Below are 16,565 nucleotides of genomic sequence, written 5' to 3' on the forward strand. Positions count from 1 at the left end.
CCGGGAGTACACGGCAGTCACCGGATGCTCACCGACCGCCCAGGTCTCCCGCGCCGGGCCGGCGCCGCTACGCCTTGTAGGCCACTCCCCCGTACACGTCCGTCGGCTCCGGGTCCGTGCCCGGCTCCGGACGCCACAGCGGGCAGGACACGATGCCGGGCTCCAGCAGCTCCAGGCCCTCGTAGTAGGCGTGCAGCTGCCGGGGGCTGCGCAGGACGTACGGGACGGCGCCGGTGTCGTCGTAGCCGTCCTGGGCGCGCTTGAGTTCGGCGTCCGTGTCCGTGCTGTCGTAGTGGACGAAGTAACTGCCCGGCGGCAGGGCGGCCTGGAGGCGGCGGACGATGTCCTTGGCCTCCTCGTAGTCCTGGATGTGACCGAGGATACCCATCAGCATCAGCGCCACGGGCTTGCTGAAGTCGAGGATCTTCCCGGCGGCCTCGAGGATGGTGTCGGGGTCGTGCAGGTCGGCGTCGACGTAGTCGGTGACCCCTTCGGGTGTGCTGGTGAGCAGCGCCTGCGCGTGCCGCAGCACCAGCGGGTCGTTGTCGACGTAGACGATGCGGGACTCCGGGGCGACCTTCTGGGCCACCTGGTGGGTGTTGTCGTACGTCGGAAGGCCGGTGCCGATGTCCAGGAACTGGCGGATTCCGCGCTCGCGGGCCACGAAGGTGACCGTGCGGATGAGGTAGACGCGGGAGGCGCGGGCCATCGTCTCGATGTTGGGGGCGATCTCGCGGTAGGCGTCGCCCGCCTCGCGGTCGACCTCGTAGTTGTCCTTGCCGCCCATCCAGTAGTTCCAGATGCGGGCCGAGTGCGGCACCGTGGTGTCGATCTTCGACAGGGCTTCCTGATCGGGAGTGGGGTGGCCGTCTGCCATGGGAACTCTCCTGCCTCACATCGCGTGGTCGTCGCTAACCTATCGTCAACTGCCGTGCGTTTCGCCAGAGTTGTGATGAACGAGAAGCGGGAGCACGGATGGGGCCGCCCGACTCGCCGACATCGAGGGTCACCACCGGCACATGCTGGGCGAGGGTTCGGAACACCCGGGCGTAAGCGGTGGCGGCCTCCGTGGCCTCGGACGTGGTCAGGTGGAGCATGGCTCCGTCGCGTTCGGCCACGGCGTCGGCGAGATCCAGGGCCTGCATCCAGGTGACCCGGGAGCGGCCCCGGCACAGCGGCCCGTGGACGAGTTCCGCGATGAGGTTCCCGTCGACGGCCAGGCGTCCGGGCCCGGCGAGGAGTTCGCGGTAGGGCAGGGCCGGGTCCAGGTGGTGGAGGGACGTCGGCATGTGGCGGACCTCGAAGCCGAGCTGGGCCAGCTCGGCGACCAGTTGGGTCCGGCCGGGTCCTTCGTGCCCCTCGATGATCAGGGTCCGATACCGGGTGAGCGTCGGGGGCGAGGTCATCTCCGCCCCTCGGGAGCGGCCCGGCCGGGGCGGCCGGCGTGTCCGGCGGACGGCATGGCTCGACCCGGGACACGAGGCGGCGTACGCATGCCGCTCCCTTCGGGTGGTGCGCGGCGGGTGTCGGCCCCCCGGACCCGTGCGCGGCCCGGAGGTGACCCCAGTCTGGGCGCGGCCGACAGGTGACGGGAGCGCGTGTGCGGGTTGTCCGGTTGTGCGGGCGTAGTGATCCGCGCGGCGACCGTATCGGTCGTCAGGTCGAGCGGAGCGTCCGCGGGGCCGTCGGGTGCGGTGGAGCGGCGGCCTCAGGCGATGAGGAAGTCGGCCTCGCCGGCCTTGGCGCCCTCCAGGAACGCCACCATCTCCTCCCGTGAGTAGACGAGGGCGGGGCCGTCCGGGTCGGTGGACTGGCGGAAGGCGACACTGCCGTCGGGCAGGCGCTTGGCCTCGACGCAGGAACCGCCGTTGGTGCCGCTCCAGGGTTTGCGCCAGCCCTCGGCGCCGAGTTCGGGAGCGGGCATGCCGCTGTGGACGGGGCCGTCGGGTGTCCTTGCCATGTTCACAACTCCTTGCGTAGTGCCGCCAGGATGTCCCTGGTCCGGGCCACCGGTTCCGCCTGCACGGACATCCGGTCCAGTACCTCCAGATAGGTCACGACGTCCACGGGCTGGTCGACGTACTGGGCGCCCGCGAGGCCCTCGGTGTAGACGATGTCGGGGAGTTCGGAGAAGCCGAAGCGGAAGTAGTGGAAGGGGCCGTACGCCCCCGGGTGGGGTCCGGCCGCGAACCGCATGATCTGGATCCTGACCTTGGGCCGTTCCGTCGCCTCGACGAGCCGGTCGATCTGGGCCCGCATGACCTCGGGGCCGCCCACCGGCCGGCGCAGTACGGTCTCGTCGAGGATGGCCCAGACGGCCGGTGCCTCGGGTTTGACCAGCAGGTCCTGGCGCCTGAGGCGCAGCTCGACGTGGCGCTCGACCTCCTCGGGGCTCGCGTTGGGGAAGCCGACCCGGATGAGGGCGGCGGCGTAGTCGTGGGTCTGCAACAGACCGGGGACGTACTGGGGTTCGTAGAGCCGGATGACAGCGGCTTCGCTCTCCAGGCTCACGTACGCGCTGAACCACTCCGGCAGCACGTCGCGGAACTTGTGCCACCAGCCGGGCTGGTTGGCCTCACGGGCGAGGGAGAGGAAGCCCTCGATCTCGGTGCCGGAGACCCCGTAGGTGCGTAGCAGCTCCTTCACGTAGGGGATACGGAGACCGACCTCGGCCTTCTCCATGCGGCGGACGGTCAGGGCGGTGACCTCGATGGCGCGGGCGGCGTCGTCGAAGGAGACTCCGGCCTGCTCCCGCAGCTGGCGGAGCCTTTTGCCGAGGACCATGCGCAGGACCGTGGGCGCCGCAGGAGCGCTCCCTCCTGAGCGGGTCTCACTCACGTGCAACCTCCCCGGGCGGGATTCACAGCGTGCAGTGTGCCACGCGATCCGTTGACACGGACAGGCTCTCGCCGTTCATTCTGAAATTATCAGAACGCAGGTTGCGGGCTGCGTTGTTCGGCCACCATAGTGATCGAGCGACCTGCCGCACATCGCGGGCAGCGTCCCTCGAACTCCTCCGGCCCGCCCAGGAGTTGGCGCCACGGCGGGCGCGGGTCAAGCCGTGCGCCGACACGATGCGACATCTGGATGGCCGCCGTGACGAACGGATTACCAAGGAGCCCGGTCAAGGGGACCGGCGGGCCCAACAAGCCGCTGGCGACGGCTTTGAAGGAGGCGGGCTGCTCGTACGCGTCCCTCGCCCTCCGGGTCAATGAACTGGGCCGCTGCCAGGGCACGGAGACCTGCTACGACAAGGCCTCCGTCACCCGCTGGCTCCAGGGCCAGCAACCACGTGGCAACACACCGGAGTTGATCGCCGCGGTCCTCGGCGAACGGCTGGGCCGCGCGCTCACTCCGGCCGACCTCGGTTTCCCGCTCGATCGCGGACGACCGGTGACGGGACGGGCGTTGATGTACGTCGAGAACGTGGCGGAGACGCTGCACACCCTGGCCGAGCTGGGCTCCACCGACATCGCGCGGCGCAGTCTGCTCGGTTCGGTGCCGTTCGTTCCGGGGGCCCTGACGAACCCTCAGCGGGCCTGGCTGCTGTGGCTGGTGGAGAGCCGGGACGCCCCCCGCCTCGCACCGGTGTCGGGTGGCGGGCCGGTGGAGCAGGTCCACGCGATGCTCCGCATGTTCGACGAGATGGACAACCACTACGGGGGCGGCGGTATCCGCACGAGCATCGTGCAGTACCTCACCACCGAGGTCATCCCCCTGCTCCAGCAGCGCGGCATGCCGCCGCACCACCGGCGCGAGCTGTTCGCCGCCGCCGCCCGGCTCGCCGCCATGGCGGGCTGGAGCTCGTACGACGCCGGGGAGTACGGCCTGGCCCAGCGGTACATGACGCAGGGGCTCCGGCTCTGCGCGGAGGGCCGCGACCATGTGCTGGGCGGGCAGATCCTGGCCGGGCTGTCCCATCTGGCGACCAGCCTGGGCCGCCCCGACGAGGGCGTGGCCCTGGCCCGGGCCGGGGTCGCCACCGCCAAGGACGCGGGCAGCCCCCTCGGCCTGATGCGGCTGCACGCCATGTCCGCGCGCGGACACGCGGCGCTGGGCCGGCCCCGCGAGACCGCCGAGGCGCTGCGCGCCGCCGAGAAGCAGCTCGACGCGAGCCGGGGTGCCGCCCAGGAGTCGCCCTGGGTCCGGTTCCTCGACCACCACTATCTCCAGGCCGAGTCCGCCGTCTGCTTCCGCGACCTGGGCCTCGCCGCGCAGGCCGAGCACACCGCGCGCGAGTCGGTGCGAGCCCACGCCGACCGCCGCCGGCGCCAGGCCATCAGCCGGTCGGTCCTCGCGACCGCCCATCTCCAGCAGAACCGCCTCGACGAAGCCATCGCCACGGCCACCGACGCGCTCGAAGCGCTCAGCGGTGTGCACAGCGAACGGTCCATCCAGGCCCTCCGCGACTTCCGGGGCCGACTGGCGTCCCGCCGCCACGAGCCCCTCGTGGCGGACTTCGAACGCCGGTCGCGGATGGTGCTGGGGGCGGCGGCCTGACGGTGGGACCGCTTCGGCCCAGGACTGCCTCAATAGCCGTCCGGCGAGGGCGCGTTCTGGGCCCGGTCCACGGGCAGGTGGGCGCCGGAGACGCCGGTGGCCCAGTCGGAGAGCAGGAACACCACCGTGCGCGCCACCTCGTGCGGGCTGACGGGGGCACCGGTCGGCAGCTCCGCCCCGACGAAGGCGTCGTACGCCTGCGGGTCCTCGCGGCGCATACGGTCCCAGCGACGGCCCGGGGTCAGCATCGAGCCCGGTGACACGGCGTTGACGCGGATGCGGTCCGGGCCCAGCTCGCGGGCCAGGGAGGCGGCCAGGTGGATCAGGGCGCTCTTCGCCACGCCGTACTGGGCGGGCGGTCCCGGCTTCCAGCCCGAGATCGAGCCGATCAGCACGATCGAACCGCCGCCGGCCGCGCGCAGACGCGGCAGCGCGGCACGGACGAGACGGGCGGTGTGCCCCTACGTTCAGTTCCCAGGTCGCCGCCCAGTCGGCGCCGTCCGCCTGTTCGAAGGCGCCACCTCGGGAGCCGCCCACACAGGCCACGAGGCCGTCGAGTCCATCGACACCTTCGAGCCCGTCGACTCCATCGAGTACATCGACTCCGTCGCCTCCATCTGCGCCGAAACGTTTCGTCGCTGCCGTGACGAAGTCCTCCAGTCGTCCGGGCTCGGTGACGTCGAGTCGATCGGTGAAGAGCCGGTCCCGCTCCTCCCCCGTCAAGGAGTCGCCCAATGCCCTCAGCCCCGCCTCCTCCCGCGCGCAGGTCGCCACCCGGGCGCCCTCGGCGAGCAGAAGCCGTACGACGTCCGCGCCCAGACCCCGGCTGCCCCCGGTGACCACCACCCTCTTGCCGCGCATGCCGGGCCAGCCGGCCGGGACGTACCGCTCGCCAAGCAGCGGGTTCTCGTCGACGTTCACCATGGTCGGGAACCTATACAGCGCGCGCCACTACCCGCCCGCAACTGCACAACCCCTCCACCACCTGGTGATGTGTGTGCCCGGTGCTGTTGTCTTCGACAACAGCACCCCCAAGGACTCGGAGGACACTCGATGACGGCGGTCAGTGTCGGCACATCCCGCCGACGGATCCCTGCCGCAGCGGCACACGACCCCGGGTGGAGCGTCCTTGACGCCCCGTCCGGCGGGGCCGACCGACCACTGGGCGGGGTGAGGCTGCCTTGATCCCCCTCAGGAGACCCCGCCTCTTCCCGAGGGCGGTACGCGCCGGGCGCGACCTGCGCGTGACGTTCGCCGAGCCCTCGCCCGGGTCGCCCCCGTCACGGACCGTGGGCCCGGTCGCCGAGTCGGGACGCGGGCTGTGTGTCGTCGCCGCGCCGGGCGACGACCGGGGTACCGATCCACCGGAACCGGGTGACGTGGGCGGGACGGTGTGGTTCTCGCTCGCCGCCGGGGAGCCGATGTGAAGGGCGCCCCTGCCGTGGAACCCACCTCCGACACCGCGCCGCCCCGCGCACGGGTGCTCGCCGCCGAGCTGATCCGCCGGGCCGAGGACGAGCGGCGGCTTGCCCACGAAGCCCGCTCCACACCCACCGCGGGGGCCCGCGACCGTATCGCCGCGTGCCGCGCCGGCAACGGGAACGCCCTGCGCGCGATCGTCGGCCGCCACGGCTGGCCCACCGCCGAGTCCGTCGGCGAACCCGCCTCCACGGCGGCCCTGATGATCCTTCTGCACTCCCCCGACCTCGGCTTCCAGCTCACCTGCCGCGACCTGATCGCCGAGGCCGTCGCGGACGGCCGCTGCCCGGCCGTGCACCACGCCTACATCGCCGACCACTGCGCCGTAGCCCTGAACCAGCCCCAGTTCTACGGCACCCGCATCAACCCCGGCACCCTCTTCCCGTACCCCGTCCGCCACCCGGAGACGGTCGACGAACGCCGCCACGACGTGGGCCTCGGCCCCCTCGCCGAACATCTGCGGGCGGTGCGGTGCGGGTTGGGTGCGAGCGGCGGGCTGTAGGCAAGGGGCTCGACCCGCTGCGGGTTCGACGGCGGGGTGGATTCGACCCGAGGAGTCCCCAGGTCGTCGGATCCGGGTGAGGAGGCCTCGGCGCAACGGGCGCCGGAACGCCGTGGGGCAGGATGTCGTCGACCGCGATGAAATCGGTCGTCGGTCAGGTCGGTCGGGGTGATGGCGGCGGCGCGGTGTTCGTCCGGCGCCGAGGGCGCTCCGCCGTTTCCGGCTCGGATATCCGATCGCTCCCGTCCCGTGATCGCGTTACGTTGGCGCGATGTCCGAACTGCGAACCGATCGTCTTCTCCTGCGCGACTGGCGGGAGTCCGACCTCGTCCCCTGGGCGGCCCTGAACGCCGATCCGGAGGTGCGGAAGTACTTTCCGGGCGTCCTCACGAGCGAGCAGAGCGCGGCGTCCACCGCGAGCTTCCAGGCCGACCTGGACCGACGGGGCTGGGGCTGGTGGGCGGTGGAGGTGCGGGCCACGGGCGAGTTCATCGGTTTCGCCGGACTGGATCCGGTGGACGAGGGCATGCCGTTCTCCGGAGTGGAGGCGGGCTGGCGGCTGGCGCGTACCGCGTGGGGCCACGGTTACGCCACCGAGGCCGCGCGGGCCGTCGTGCACTTCGGCTTCGACCACCTCCGGCTCCCGGAGATCCTCGCGGTGACCACCGCCACCAACCTCCGCTCCCGGGCGGTGATGCGCCGTCTCGGCATGACCCGAGACCCGGCCGACGACTTCGACGACCCGACCGTGCCGGAGGGGCCACTGCGGCGGAACGTGGTGTTCCGGCTGGCGGTGAGCACCTCGTAGCGCAGGCGGGCTCGGCTCGCCGGGCTTCCTCCCGACGCCCTGGCGTCGGATGCGTCCCATGCCGACCGGGGCAAGGAAGAGAGGACGACGCCCAGGCCGACTTCGACCAGGGAACAGACGGTCTGCGTCAACTGGCAGACGCCGACTGTTCGTTGGGCGGCATCGCCGATGGACCGGGCCGCCGCCGGTCCGTCGGCGTGCGGACGGAGCATCATGTGGCCGACCTTGTCCTTGTCCTCCGGGCGGCGGACCGGCAGGCCCAACGGGGGCCGCGCGACGCCTGGGACCTGTCCGGGCGATCCCGACGGTGGCCTTGACCTCAAGTTCGCTTGAGGTCGCAGAGTGATCTGCATGAACACCGAAGCCGCAGATATCAAGGCCATCGAAGAGGTCGTGGCCACCGTCGAACGCACCCAGCGCGCCAAAGACGCCGAGGGATTCCTCGCGCTCTTCCACCCCGAGGCCCTTTGGACGACCGGCCATGGCAAGGTCCTGGTCGGGTTCGACGCCATCGCCGAGTTCACCCGTGCCGTGCTGCCCGGCACCGGCTGGGACGGCGAGGTCACGTACGAGGCGATCCACACGCAGTTCCTGCGGCCCGACGTGGCAGCCGTCAAGGTGCGGCAGGTCTACCACTCGGCAGAGGGTGACACAGAGGGCGCCCCGCTCTACGTCATGACCAAGCAGGATGACGGCACCTGGCTGTTGCACGCCTGCCAGAACACCGAAGTCCGGTCGGAGTAGGACGGGGTGGCCGTCCGCCGCGTGAGCCCTCGCGCAGACGGGCGGCCTGACTGTCGGTCTTCTTCAGAGGTACGGCCGGGCCGCCAGGCTCGTGTGCGGCCTGGCCGACCCCGTGGAAGATCGGGACCGAGGTGTACGCGCGGCGGCCGGCACCTCACCGGGCAGTCGTCCGTCTCAGCCCGCGGCCCATCCCGCGTAGAACAGACCGAGGCCGGCGATCACGCAGATGCCCTGGATGGTCCAGAAGCGGACCACGACCAGGACCTCGGACCAGCCCTTGAGCTCGAAGTGGTGCTGGAGCGGGGCCATGCGGAAGACCCGCTTGCCGGTCAGTTTGAACGAGCCGACCTGGATGACGACCGACAGCGTGATCAGGACGAACAGCCCGCCGAGGATGGCGAGAAGCAGTTCGGTGCGGGAGCAGATGGCGAGGCCGGCGAGGGCGCCGCCGAGCGCCAGGGACCCGGTGTCGCCCATGAAGATCTTGGCGGGCGAGGTGTTCCACCAGAGGAACCCGAAGCAGGCTCCCATCAGCGCGGCGGCGACGACCGCGAGGTCGAGCGGATCGCGCACCTCTATGCAGGAGGCGGGGTCGGTGAGTTCCATGGCGTTGGCGCACGAGTTCTGGAACTGCCACAGACCGATGAAGGTGTAGCCGCCGAAGACCATGACCGACGCGCCGGTGGCGAGCCCGTCCAGACCGTCGGTCAGGTTCACCCCGTTCGACATGGCCAGGATCATGAACAGGGCCCATACGACGAACAGCACCGGCCCGATGGTCCAGCCGAAGTCGGTGACGAACGACAGCTTCAGGGAGGCCGGCGTCTGGCCCCGGTCGTCCGCGAACCGGATGGCGAGAAGGGCGAACACGATGCCGACGATCAGCTGACCGGCCATCTTCGCCCCGGCCCGCAGCCCCAGCGAGCGCCGCTTCACGATCTTGATGTAGTCGTCGAGGAACCCGACCACGCCCATGCCCGCCATCAGGAAGAGCACCAGGGCACCGGGGTACGTCGGGCTCTCACCGGTGATGATTTTGGTCGAGGCGTAGGCCACGAGGGTGGCCAGGATGAAGGCGATACCGCCCATCGTGGGCGTCCCGCGCTTGCCGGCGTGGCCGCGTGGGCCGTCGTCACGGATGAACTGCCCATAGCCCTTTCGGGCCAGCAACTTGATCAGCAGCGGTGTGCCGATCAGCGTCAGGAACAGGCCGATGGCCCCGGCGTACAGGATCTGGTTCATCGGACGGCGGTCTCCCCCTCGGTCGCGTTCGGATACGCGACTGCCTCACCGGTGTCGCTGGTTCTCACGGGCCCCACCCTATGCAGACACCTGATCTTCGTACGGCGGAGGGTAGTTGGCGGCGAGACCGAGGAATGCGAGCGGGTGGCATCGCGCGATGTCCGCGGCGCGATCGCCGGTACTACTCCGCTCCTTTCGAGTCCGAGCACCTGCGCGGAACGAACACCGGCTGCCGGATCTGCTGACGTCGGCCGAGGCCGAGTCACCCGAAACGGTGCTCACGACCTGGCTGTCCCGCGGGGAACATCCGGACCCCTCCGGCGGCGAGTGACCCGTCACCACGGGCGCCGACCGGCCGTCCGGCACGGACCGCATGGCCGCCGCCCCCACCGGCCCACCGCTCGGGCACCCGGCCAGGGCTGAGACACTGCACGTCATGGCCTCCTTCACTCCCGCGCGCGCCCTGCTGATGCTGACCACCGGGCTGACCTGTCTGCTGATGGCGGGCGGTGCCCTGATCGGCGCGCTGATCGGCGGCGGTCTCGTCGCCCTGGGAGCGGCCGTGTGCGCCGGGCTCGTCGGCATGGTGGGCTCGCTCGTCGTGCGGCGGCGGGCCATGGCGCACTTCGCCATGGCCCAGCGGCAGGCCGGTCAGCGGGGCTACGCCGAGGGCATCGCGCACGGCGTGCTCATCCATGTGACCGCCTACGAGGCCGCCGTCTTCCCGCGTACCGGGCCGAACGGCGTCAGCCCCGAGGAGCGGGCGGCCCGCCGCACCATCGCCTACCGCATGGCCGCACTCGACGAGGTGCCGCAGCGGGTCCGCGTGGCCGCCGCCGACGCCCTCGCCCTGCTCGACAAGACCGACCGCGAGGGGGCCGAGGAGGCCCTGGCCCGCCTCGCCACCACGGTCCGTCTGGAGTACGCCCGGCCGTGACGCCCGCGCGGCCCCGCGCGGGCGCCCGCCGCTCGAAGCCGAGCGCCGCCGGGCTCAGTGACCGCTGATCGCGCGGGGTGTGTAGGGCCGCTCCAGCTCTTCGGTCTCCTTCTCCGTGAGGGTGATGTCCAGGGAGGCCACGGCGTCGTCGAGGTGGTGGGGCTTGGTCGCGCCGACGATGGGGGCGGTCACGGTGGGCCGGCTCAGCAGCCAGGCGAGGGCGACCCGGGCGCGGGGCACCCCGCGCTCGCCGGCGATACGGGTGACGGCGTCGACGATCTCGCGGTCGCCCTCCTGGTAGAGGGTCCTGCCGAAGTTGTCGGTCTCGGTGCGTGCGGTGACGGTGTCCCAGTCACGGGTGAGGCGACCGCGGGCGAGCGGGCTCCAGGGCAGCGTGGCGACGCTCTGGTCCTCGCACAGCGGGAGCATCTCGCGCTCCTCCTCGCGGTAGAGGAGGTTGTAGTGGTTCTGCATGGACACGAACCGCGTCCAGCCGTTCTGACGGGCGGTGTGCTGCATCTTGGCGAACTGCCAGGCGTACATCGAACTCGCCCCGATGTAGCGGGCCTTGCCCGCCTTCACCACGTCGTGCAGGGCCTCCATCGTCTCCTCGACCGGGGTGTTCGGGTCGAAGCGGTGGATCTGGTAGAGGTCCACGTAGTCGGTGCCGAGGCGCCGCAGGCTGTCGTCGATCTCCGTCATGATCGCCTTGCGGGACAGGCCCCAGGCGTTGGGGCCCTGGTGCATGGCGCCGTTCACCTTGGTCGCGACGACGATCTCCTCGCGCCGGGCGAACTCCGCGAGCGCACGGCCGACGATCTCCTCACTGGTGCCGTCGGAGTAGACGTTCGCGGTGTCGAAGAAGTTGATCCCGGCGTCCAGCGCCTGACGGATCAGCGGGCGTGACGCCTCCTCGTCCAGGGTCCACTCGTGCGTGCCTCGGTCGGGGAGCCCGAAACTCATGCATCCCACACAGATCCGGGACACGTCCAGACCCGTCGAGCCGAGCTTCACGTACTGCATCGTTGCAACTCCTGCCTGTGGGGTGTGCGGCTGCCCAGCGTACGGAAGACCGGATGTGCCGGTGGATCAGATCCGGTAGCGCCGCAGTGCCGGTGTCGCCGTCGCCAGGAGCAGTGCGGCGGCGATGACCAGCAGACCGCCGCCGGCGACGGCCGTCCGGGCGCCGAAGGCCGCGCCGGCGGTGCCGTGCAGGACGTCGGCGAGACGGGGGCCGCCGGCCACGACCACGGTGAAGACGCCCTGCATCCGGCCGCGCATCTCGTCGGTCGCGGCGGACAGCAGGATGGCCCCGCGGAAGATCATGGAGACCATGTCGGCGACCCCGGCGGCGGCGAGGAACAGCACGGCGAACCACAGGCTGGTACTCAGCCCGAAGCCCGTGACGGCCGCGCCCCAGGCCATGACGGCCACGATGACCATGAGGCCGTGTCGTCGGGAGCGGGAGAAGGTGCCCGACATCAGGCCTCCGACGACCGCCCCGACGGGTATCGCGGCGAACAGCAGGCCGAGGGCCAGACCTTCGCCGTAGGGCGCGTACGTGGTGTCGGCCAGCTGGGGGAAGAGGGCGCGGGGCATGCCCAGGACCATCGCGATGATGTCGGCGAGGAAGGACAGCAGGAGCACCTTGTGCAGGGCGATGTAGCGGAAGCCGGCGACGACCTCCCGCCAGCCGGCCCGTCTGGCCCTCGCGGTGTCCAGGGGAGGCAGGGAGGGCAGCTTGTAGACCGCCCAGAGCGTGATGCACAGGGCCAGTGCGTCGATCAGGTACAGCTCGGGCAGGCCGATGACCGGGATGAGGGCGCCGGCGAGCAACGGCCCGGCCACCAGACCGAGTTGCATCACGGTCGAGCCGAGGGCGGCGGCCGCCGCCAGTTCGTCGGCGGGGACCAGCCGGGCCACGGAGGCGTTGCGGGCGGGTGAGTTGAGGCCGAAGAAGGCCTGCTGGAGGGCGAGCAGGGCCATCAGCGCCCACACGGATTCCAGGCCGGTGACGGCCTGGATCCAGAACAGCACCGAGGTGACGGCGATGCCGGTGTTGGTGACCAGCAGCAGGGTGCGGCGGTCCACGCTGTCGGCGACGGCGCCGCCCCACAGCGCGAAGACCACCAGGGGCAGCAGGCCGGCGAGGCTCGCGTAGCCGACCCAGGCGGAGGAGCCGGTGATGTCGTAGATCTGCTTGGGCACGGCGACGGCGGTCAGCTGACTGCCGACGGCCGTGACGATGGTCGAGGACCACAGGCGACGGTAGGCGGGGCGGCGCAGCGGGCGGGTGTCCATCGCCCAGCGGCGCCGGCCCCGGCGAGGTGGCGCCGGTGAGTCGCCCTCCGGTGCCGTGTCGTCGCCGGCGCTGCTCTTGGTGGTGTCCACGGGCATCCTGATGCTCGATACATCTTTCGATACGGGCACCACTATCGCGGAGATCGCCACCGCCGGGACAGGCGATTTCGCCGCCGTCTCACATGCTGTCGCCGCACCGGGAACGGCCGGGGCTCACGCTCCGGCGATCAGCATCCCGCCGAGGGCGAGCATCGTCACCGAGACCAGACCGTCGAGGACGCGCCAGGCGGCCGGGCGGGCCAGGAAGCGGCTGAGCAGCCGGGCGCCGAAGCCGAGGGCGGCGAACCAGCACAGGCTGGCGAGCGTGGCGCCCAGGCCGAAGGTCCAGCGCAGGGGCCCGCGGTCGGAGGCGATGGAGCCGAGCAGGAACACGGTGTCGAGGTACACGTGGGGGTTGAGCCAGGTCAGTGCCAGACAGGTGAGGACGGCCCGGCGCCGCGAGCCCGCCGATCCGCTCTCCGCGCGCAGCGCGTCGTCGCCCGGCCGTAGGACGCGGCGGGCGGCCAGGGCGCCGTAGACCAGCAGGAAGCCGCCGCCGACCAGGGCGACCGCGGTCAGCGCGCCCGGCCAGGCGACGACCACCGCACCGACCCCGGCCACACCGAGGGCGATCAGCAGCGCGTCGGAGAGGGCGCAGATGGCCACGACCGGGAGCACCGCGGCGCGGTGCAGCCCCTGGCGCAGGACGAAGGCGTTCTGGGCGCCGATGGCGACGATGAGGGAGAGGCCGGTGCCGAATCCGGCCGCGAGGGCGGTCATTTCGTTGAACACACCCACAACGCTAGGAAATGTCCCGCCATGCGTACAGCTAAAGATTCTTACGTATCATTAGCGATCGTGATGCCTCAGCTTCCGCTCGATCTGGTGCGCACCCTGCTCACGGTGGTGGACGAGGGCACGTTCGACGCGGCGGCCGGTGCCCTGCGGGTGACGCCGTCGGCGGTCAGCCAGCGGGTCAAGGCGCTGGAGCAGCGGGTCGGCCGGGTCCTGCTGATCCGGGAGAAGCCGGTGCGGCCGACCGAGTCGGGCGAGGCGATCGTCCGGTTCGCGCGCCAGCTGGCCCGCCTCGAACACGACACGCACGCCGCGCTCGGCCTGACGGGCGAGGGGGAGACCACACGCCTGTCGATCGCGGTGAACGCCGACTCGCTGGCCACCTGGTTCCTGCCCGCCCTGACCCGGGTGCCGGAGGAACTGCGCCCCTGTTACGAGCTGCTCCGCGAGGACGAGCAGCACGCGGCCCGGCTGCTGCGCGAGGGGCTGGTGATGGCCGCGGTCACCTCGGCACCGGACGCCGTGGCCGGCTGCTCGGTCCGTCCGCTCGGCCGGATGCGGTACGTACCCTGCGCCGCCCCCGCCTTCGCGGAGCGGTGGCTCGGCGTCGGATCGGGCGTGCCGCTGAAGGACGTGATCGTGGACGCGCCGGTCGTGTTCTTCGACCGGCGGGACGAGTTCCAGGACGCCTTCGTCCGGCGGCTGACGCGGGGGCGACCTGCCAGTTCCCGACGGCACTACGTGCCGACGTCGGAGGGCTTCGTCGACGCCGTGGTCGCCGGAATGGGCTGGGGCATGGTGCCCGCCGTCCAGGCCGAGCCGCTGCTCGACGCCGGACGGCTTGTCGATCTGGGGCCGGGGCGGACCATGGACGCCGAGTTGTTCTGGCAGCAGTGGAAGCTCGACTCCCCCGCGCTGACGGCCGTGGCGGAGGCGGTCGCCGCCGAGGCCGCCGAGGCACTCGACCCCTGAGGCGCGAGCCCGCCCGCCCTCGCCTCAGGAACCGCCCCCTGCGGCGAACGGCCCTTCCAGCGCCGCCCATTGGAGCAGCATGATGGTCTTGGCGTCGGCGATCTCCCCGCCGCGGATCATCTCCAGGGCCCGACGGAAGGGCAGTTCGACGAGCTCGATGTCCTCGCCCTCCTCGTCCAGGCCGCCGCCTTCGTGGGTGCGGGTCGTCGGGCCGTACGGGGCGGCGTAGAAGCTGACGCGTTCGGTGACCGAGCCGGGGCTCATGTAGATGTCGAAGACGTGCTGGATCTCGCCGATGGTGTGGCCGGTCTCCTCGACGACCTCACGCCGCACGGCGACCTCGGGGTGCTCGTCCTCCTCGTCGAGCAGGCCGCCCGGTGTCTCGATCAGCATCCCGTCGGGGTGGCCGTTGACGTACACCGGGTAGCGGAACTGCCGGGTGAGCAGCACGGTTTCGCGTTCGGCGTCGTAGAGGAGGACGGTGGCGCCGTTGCCGCGGTCGTGCGTCTCGCGTTCCTGGGTGCTCCAGGTGCCGTCGGCGTGCTGGAAGTCGAAGGTGGTGGTGCGCTCCACGTACCAGTGGCTGGACAGCAGTCGCACGTCCCGCACCTTGACGCGCGGGTTGCCGGTGAGGTCCCGGCCGGTGCGGTCGAGCCCGGTGCGGCCCCGGCGGTCCGGGAGGTCGACGCCGACGGTGTTGTTGGTCATGTCCGCTTTTACCATTCCGCTCGCGACGGTGTCAGGCGTCTCAATTCACCTACCGCGCGCGTCGCTTGGCGGAATCGGGCAGTCCGGGACAGCATGCCCGTATGAAGAGCGATCTTTTCTCGAACGAGAACATGGTTCAGCCGGCGTACGCGCCGGGGATGAGCGTCCAGAACGCCAAGTCGATCAAGTACGCCGTCAACGGCGAGATGCTCGCCCGGCAGGGCGCGATGATCGCCTATCGCGGGAACCTGCAGTTCGAGCGCAAGGGCCAGGGCATGGGCGGCATGCTCAAGCGCGCGGTCACCGGGGAGGGGCTGCCGCTGATGGCGGTGCGCGGACAGGGCGAGGCCTGGTTCGCGCACGAGGCGCAGAACTGTTTCATCGTCGACATCGAGCCGGGCGACGTGTTCACCGTCAACGGCCGCAACGTGCTCTGCTTCGACGCCTCGCTGTCGTACGAGATCAAGACCGTGAAGGGCGCCGGCATGACCGGGGGCGGCCTGTTCAACAGCGTCTTCACGGGGCAGGGCAGGCTCGGACTCGTCTGCGACGGCAATCCGCTGGTCATCCCGGTCTCGCCGCAGCTGCCCGTGTTCGTCGACACGGACGCGGTCGTGGGCTGGACGGCCCACCTCAACACCTCGCTGCACCGCTCCCAGTCCTTCGGCTCGATGATCCGCGGCGGCTCCGGTGAGGCCGTGCAGCTGAAGCTGGAGGGCGAGGGTTTCGTGGTCGTCCGGCCGAGCGAGCTGACCCCGCAGAAGGCTCAGCAGCACTGAGACGACGGGCGACGAGGGAGCCCGCGCCACCGGGAACCAGCGGCAGACCACGGACGGACACACCGACGGACCACCGACGGGTCTGAACGAACAGGTTTTCGAATCCGGGGGTACGCTGCAGGTATGGCCATGCACCTCCAGGGCTCCCTCTTCGACCAGTCCGACGACCTTCGCCTCGGCCCCCTCGACGGTCTGCGCCGACGTGATCTGGGCGCCGGGGCCTGGGTCGATCTGCGGCCCGGATGGCTCGGCGGGGCCGACGCGCTGTTCACGCGGCTCGCCGAGGAGGTGCCCTGGAAGGCGGAGCGACGACAGATGTACGAGCAGGTCGTGGACGTGCCGCGACTGCTCGCGTACTACGGCGCCGAGGACACCCTCCCGGACCCCGTCCTGAACGAGGCCCGGGAGGCGCTCACCGCGCACTACGCCGCCGAGCTGGGTGAACCGTTCGCCACGGCGGGGCTGTGCTACTACCGCGACGGCCGGGACAGCGTTGCCTGGCACGGCGACCGGATCGGGCGGGGCGCCCGGGAGGACACCATGGTGGCCATCCTGTCCGTGGGCGACCCCCGTGATCTGGCCCTGCGCCCGCACGGCGGCGGGGAGACCCTGCGGTTCCCGCAGGGGCACGGCGACCTGATCGTGATGGGCGGCTCCTGCCAGCGCACCTGGGACCACGCGATCCCCAAGTCGACACGGGCGGTGGGGCCGCGTATCAGCATCCAGTTCCGGCCCCGGGGCGTGCGGTAGAGGTGCGTG

Annotated in this window: 19 protein-coding genes and 1 pseudogene; 9 read left to right on the forward strand and 11 right to left on the reverse strand. The window is 71.2% G+C overall.

Annotation, left to right across the window (positions count from 1 at the left end):
* Positions 1-67 precede the first annotated feature (67 nt).
* From OG272_RS01830 to OG272_RS01845, 4 genes are all read right to left on the reverse strand, one after another.
* Complete coding sequence (locus OG272_RS01830) at positions 68-877, reverse strand: SAM-dependent methyltransferase (RefSeq protein ID WP_326573547.1); 810 nt, start codon at positions 875-877, stop codon at positions 68-70.
* A gap of 34 nt (positions 878-911) precedes the next feature.
* On the reverse strand, positions 912-1,406 hold the full coding sequence (locus tag OG272_RS01835; RefSeq protein ID WP_326573548.1) for a hypothetical protein: 495 nt from the start codon (positions 1,404-1,406) through the stop codon (positions 912-914).
* Positions 1,407-1,708: 302 nt separating this feature from the next.
* Positions 1,709-1,960: a DUF397 domain-containing protein gene (locus tag OG272_RS01840; RefSeq protein ID WP_326573551.1), complete on the reverse strand. Its 252-nt coding sequence runs from the start codon at positions 1,958-1,960 to the stop codon at positions 1,709-1,711.
* A 2-nt stretch (positions 1,961-1,962) separates the two neighbouring features.
* Complete coding sequence (locus OG272_RS01845) at positions 1,963-2,784, reverse strand: helix-turn-helix transcriptional regulator (protein WP_326585474.1); 822 nt, start codon at positions 2,782-2,784, stop codon at positions 1,963-1,965.
* Positions 2,785-3,087: 303 nt separating this feature from the next.
* On the opposite strand from OG272_RS01845, the gene OG272_RS01850 reads away from it, so the two are divergent.
* Positions 3,088-4,500, forward strand: a complete 1,413-nt coding sequence (locus tag OG272_RS01850) for a hypothetical protein (protein WP_326573552.1) — start codon at positions 3,088-3,090, stop codon at positions 4,498-4,500.
* Positions 4,501-4,529: 29 nt separating this feature from the next.
* Here OG272_RS01850 and OG272_RS01855 read toward each other — a convergent pair whose 3' ends face one another.
* Together OG272_RS01855 and OG272_RS01860 are read right to left on the reverse strand one after the other, a co-directional pair.
* Positions 4,530-4,895, reverse strand: coding sequence for an SDR family oxidoreductase (locus tag OG272_RS01855; RefSeq protein WP_405892293.1), 366 nt, complete (start codon positions 4,893-4,895; stop codon positions 4,530-4,532).
* Between the two features lie 124 nt (positions 4,896-5,019).
* Positions 5,020-5,424: pseudogene (locus OG272_RS01860) on the reverse strand (SDR family NAD(P)-dependent oxidoreductase); the annotation flags it as partial.
* Positions 5,425-5,681: 257 nt separating this feature from the next.
* On the opposite strand from OG272_RS01860, the gene OG272_RS01865 reads away from it, so the two are divergent.
* The 4 genes from OG272_RS01865 (at position 5,682) to OG272_RS01880 (ending at position 8,033) form a co-directional block, all read left to right on the forward strand.
* The gene (locus OG272_RS01865; RefSeq protein WP_327731796.1) at positions 5,682-5,927 is read left to right on the forward strand and encodes a hypothetical protein; all 246 of its coding nucleotides are present in this window, start codon (positions 5,682-5,684) and stop codon (positions 5,925-5,927) included.
* 14 nt (positions 5,928-5,941) lie between these two features.
* The gene (locus OG272_RS01870; RefSeq protein ID WP_328222213.1) at positions 5,942-6,481 is read left to right on the forward strand and encodes a DUF6624 domain-containing protein; all 540 of its coding nucleotides are present in this window, start codon (positions 5,942-5,944) and stop codon (positions 6,479-6,481) included.
* Positions 6,482-6,752: 271 nt separating this feature from the next.
* Positions 6,753-7,289, forward strand: a complete 537-nt coding sequence (locus tag OG272_RS01875; protein WP_326573556.1) for a GNAT family N-acetyltransferase — start codon at positions 6,753-6,755, stop codon at positions 7,287-7,289.
* A gap of 351 nt (positions 7,290-7,640) precedes the next feature.
* On the forward strand, positions 7,641-8,033 hold the full coding sequence (locus tag OG272_RS01880; protein ID WP_405892297.1) for an SgcJ/EcaC family oxidoreductase: 393 nt from the start codon (positions 7,641-7,643) through the stop codon (positions 8,031-8,033).
* Positions 8,034-8,207: 174 nt separating this feature from the next.
* Here the strand turns inward: OG272_RS01880 and mraY are convergent, their stop codons facing one another.
* The gene (gene mraY, locus OG272_RS01885) at positions 8,208-9,275 is read right to left on the reverse strand and encodes a phospho-N-acetylmuramoyl-pentapeptide-transferase (RefSeq protein ID WP_326573559.1); all 1,068 of its coding nucleotides are present in this window, start codon (positions 9,273-9,275) and stop codon (positions 8,208-8,210) included.
* A 436-nt stretch (positions 9,276-9,711) separates the two neighbouring features.
* Here mraY and OG272_RS01890 point away from each other — a divergent pair, with 436 nt between their 5' ends.
* On the forward strand, positions 9,712-10,212 hold the full coding sequence (locus OG272_RS01890) for a hypothetical protein (protein WP_405892299.1): 501 nt from the start codon (positions 9,712-9,714) through the stop codon (positions 10,210-10,212).
* A 54-nt stretch (positions 10,213-10,266) separates the two neighbouring features.
* Here OG272_RS01890 and OG272_RS01895 read toward each other — a convergent pair whose 3' ends face one another.
* The 3 genes from OG272_RS01895 to OG272_RS01905 form a co-directional block, all read right to left on the reverse strand.
* Positions 10,267-11,235, reverse strand: a complete 969-nt coding sequence (locus tag OG272_RS01895; protein ID WP_327731792.1) for an aldo/keto reductase — start codon at positions 11,233-11,235, stop codon at positions 10,267-10,269.
* A 66-nt stretch (positions 11,236-11,301) separates the two neighbouring features.
* Positions 11,302-12,609 carry an MFS transporter gene (locus OG272_RS01900; protein ID WP_405892301.1) on the reverse strand — a complete coding sequence of 436 codons (1,308 nt, stop codon included), beginning with the start codon at positions 12,607-12,609 and terminating at the stop codon, positions 11,302-11,304.
* A gap of 117 nt (positions 12,610-12,726) precedes the next feature.
* On the reverse strand, positions 12,727-13,332 hold the full coding sequence (locus OG272_RS01905) for a LysE/ArgO family amino acid transporter (protein WP_405895972.1): 606 nt from the start codon (positions 13,330-13,332) through the stop codon (positions 12,727-12,729).
* A gap of 78 nt (positions 13,333-13,410) precedes the next feature.
* On the opposite strand from OG272_RS01905, the gene OG272_RS01910 reads away from it, so the two are divergent.
* Positions 13,411-14,319, forward strand: coding sequence for a LysR family transcriptional regulator ArgP (locus OG272_RS01910; protein WP_327731788.1), 909 nt, complete (start codon positions 13,411-13,413; stop codon positions 14,317-14,319).
* A 24-nt stretch (positions 14,320-14,343) separates the two neighbouring features.
* On the opposite strand, the gene OG272_RS01915 is transcribed toward OG272_RS01910, so the two are convergent.
* The gene (locus tag OG272_RS01915) at positions 14,344-15,027 is read right to left on the reverse strand and encodes an NUDIX domain-containing protein (RefSeq protein ID WP_405892303.1); all 684 of its coding nucleotides are present in this window, start codon (positions 15,025-15,027) and stop codon (positions 14,344-14,346) included.
* Between the two features lie 101 nt (positions 15,028-15,128).
* On the opposite strand from OG272_RS01915, the gene OG272_RS01920 reads away from it, so the two are divergent.
* Together OG272_RS01920 and OG272_RS01925 are read left to right on the forward strand one after the other, a co-directional pair.
* On the forward strand, positions 15,129-15,806 hold the full coding sequence (locus OG272_RS01920; RefSeq protein ID WP_326573571.1) for an AIM24 family protein: 678 nt from the start codon (positions 15,129-15,131) through the stop codon (positions 15,804-15,806).
* A gap of 123 nt (positions 15,807-15,929) precedes the next feature.
* Positions 15,930-16,556, forward strand: a complete 627-nt coding sequence (locus OG272_RS01925; protein WP_405892304.1) for an alpha-ketoglutarate-dependent dioxygenase AlkB — start codon at positions 15,930-15,932, stop codon at positions 16,554-16,556.
* Positions 16,557-16,565 lie beyond the last annotated feature (9 nt).

This window comes from Streptomyces sp. NBC_00104 (genome assembly GCF_045160825.1).
Lineage (GTDB): Bacteria > Actinomycetota > Actinomycetes > Streptomycetales > Streptomycetaceae > Streptomyces.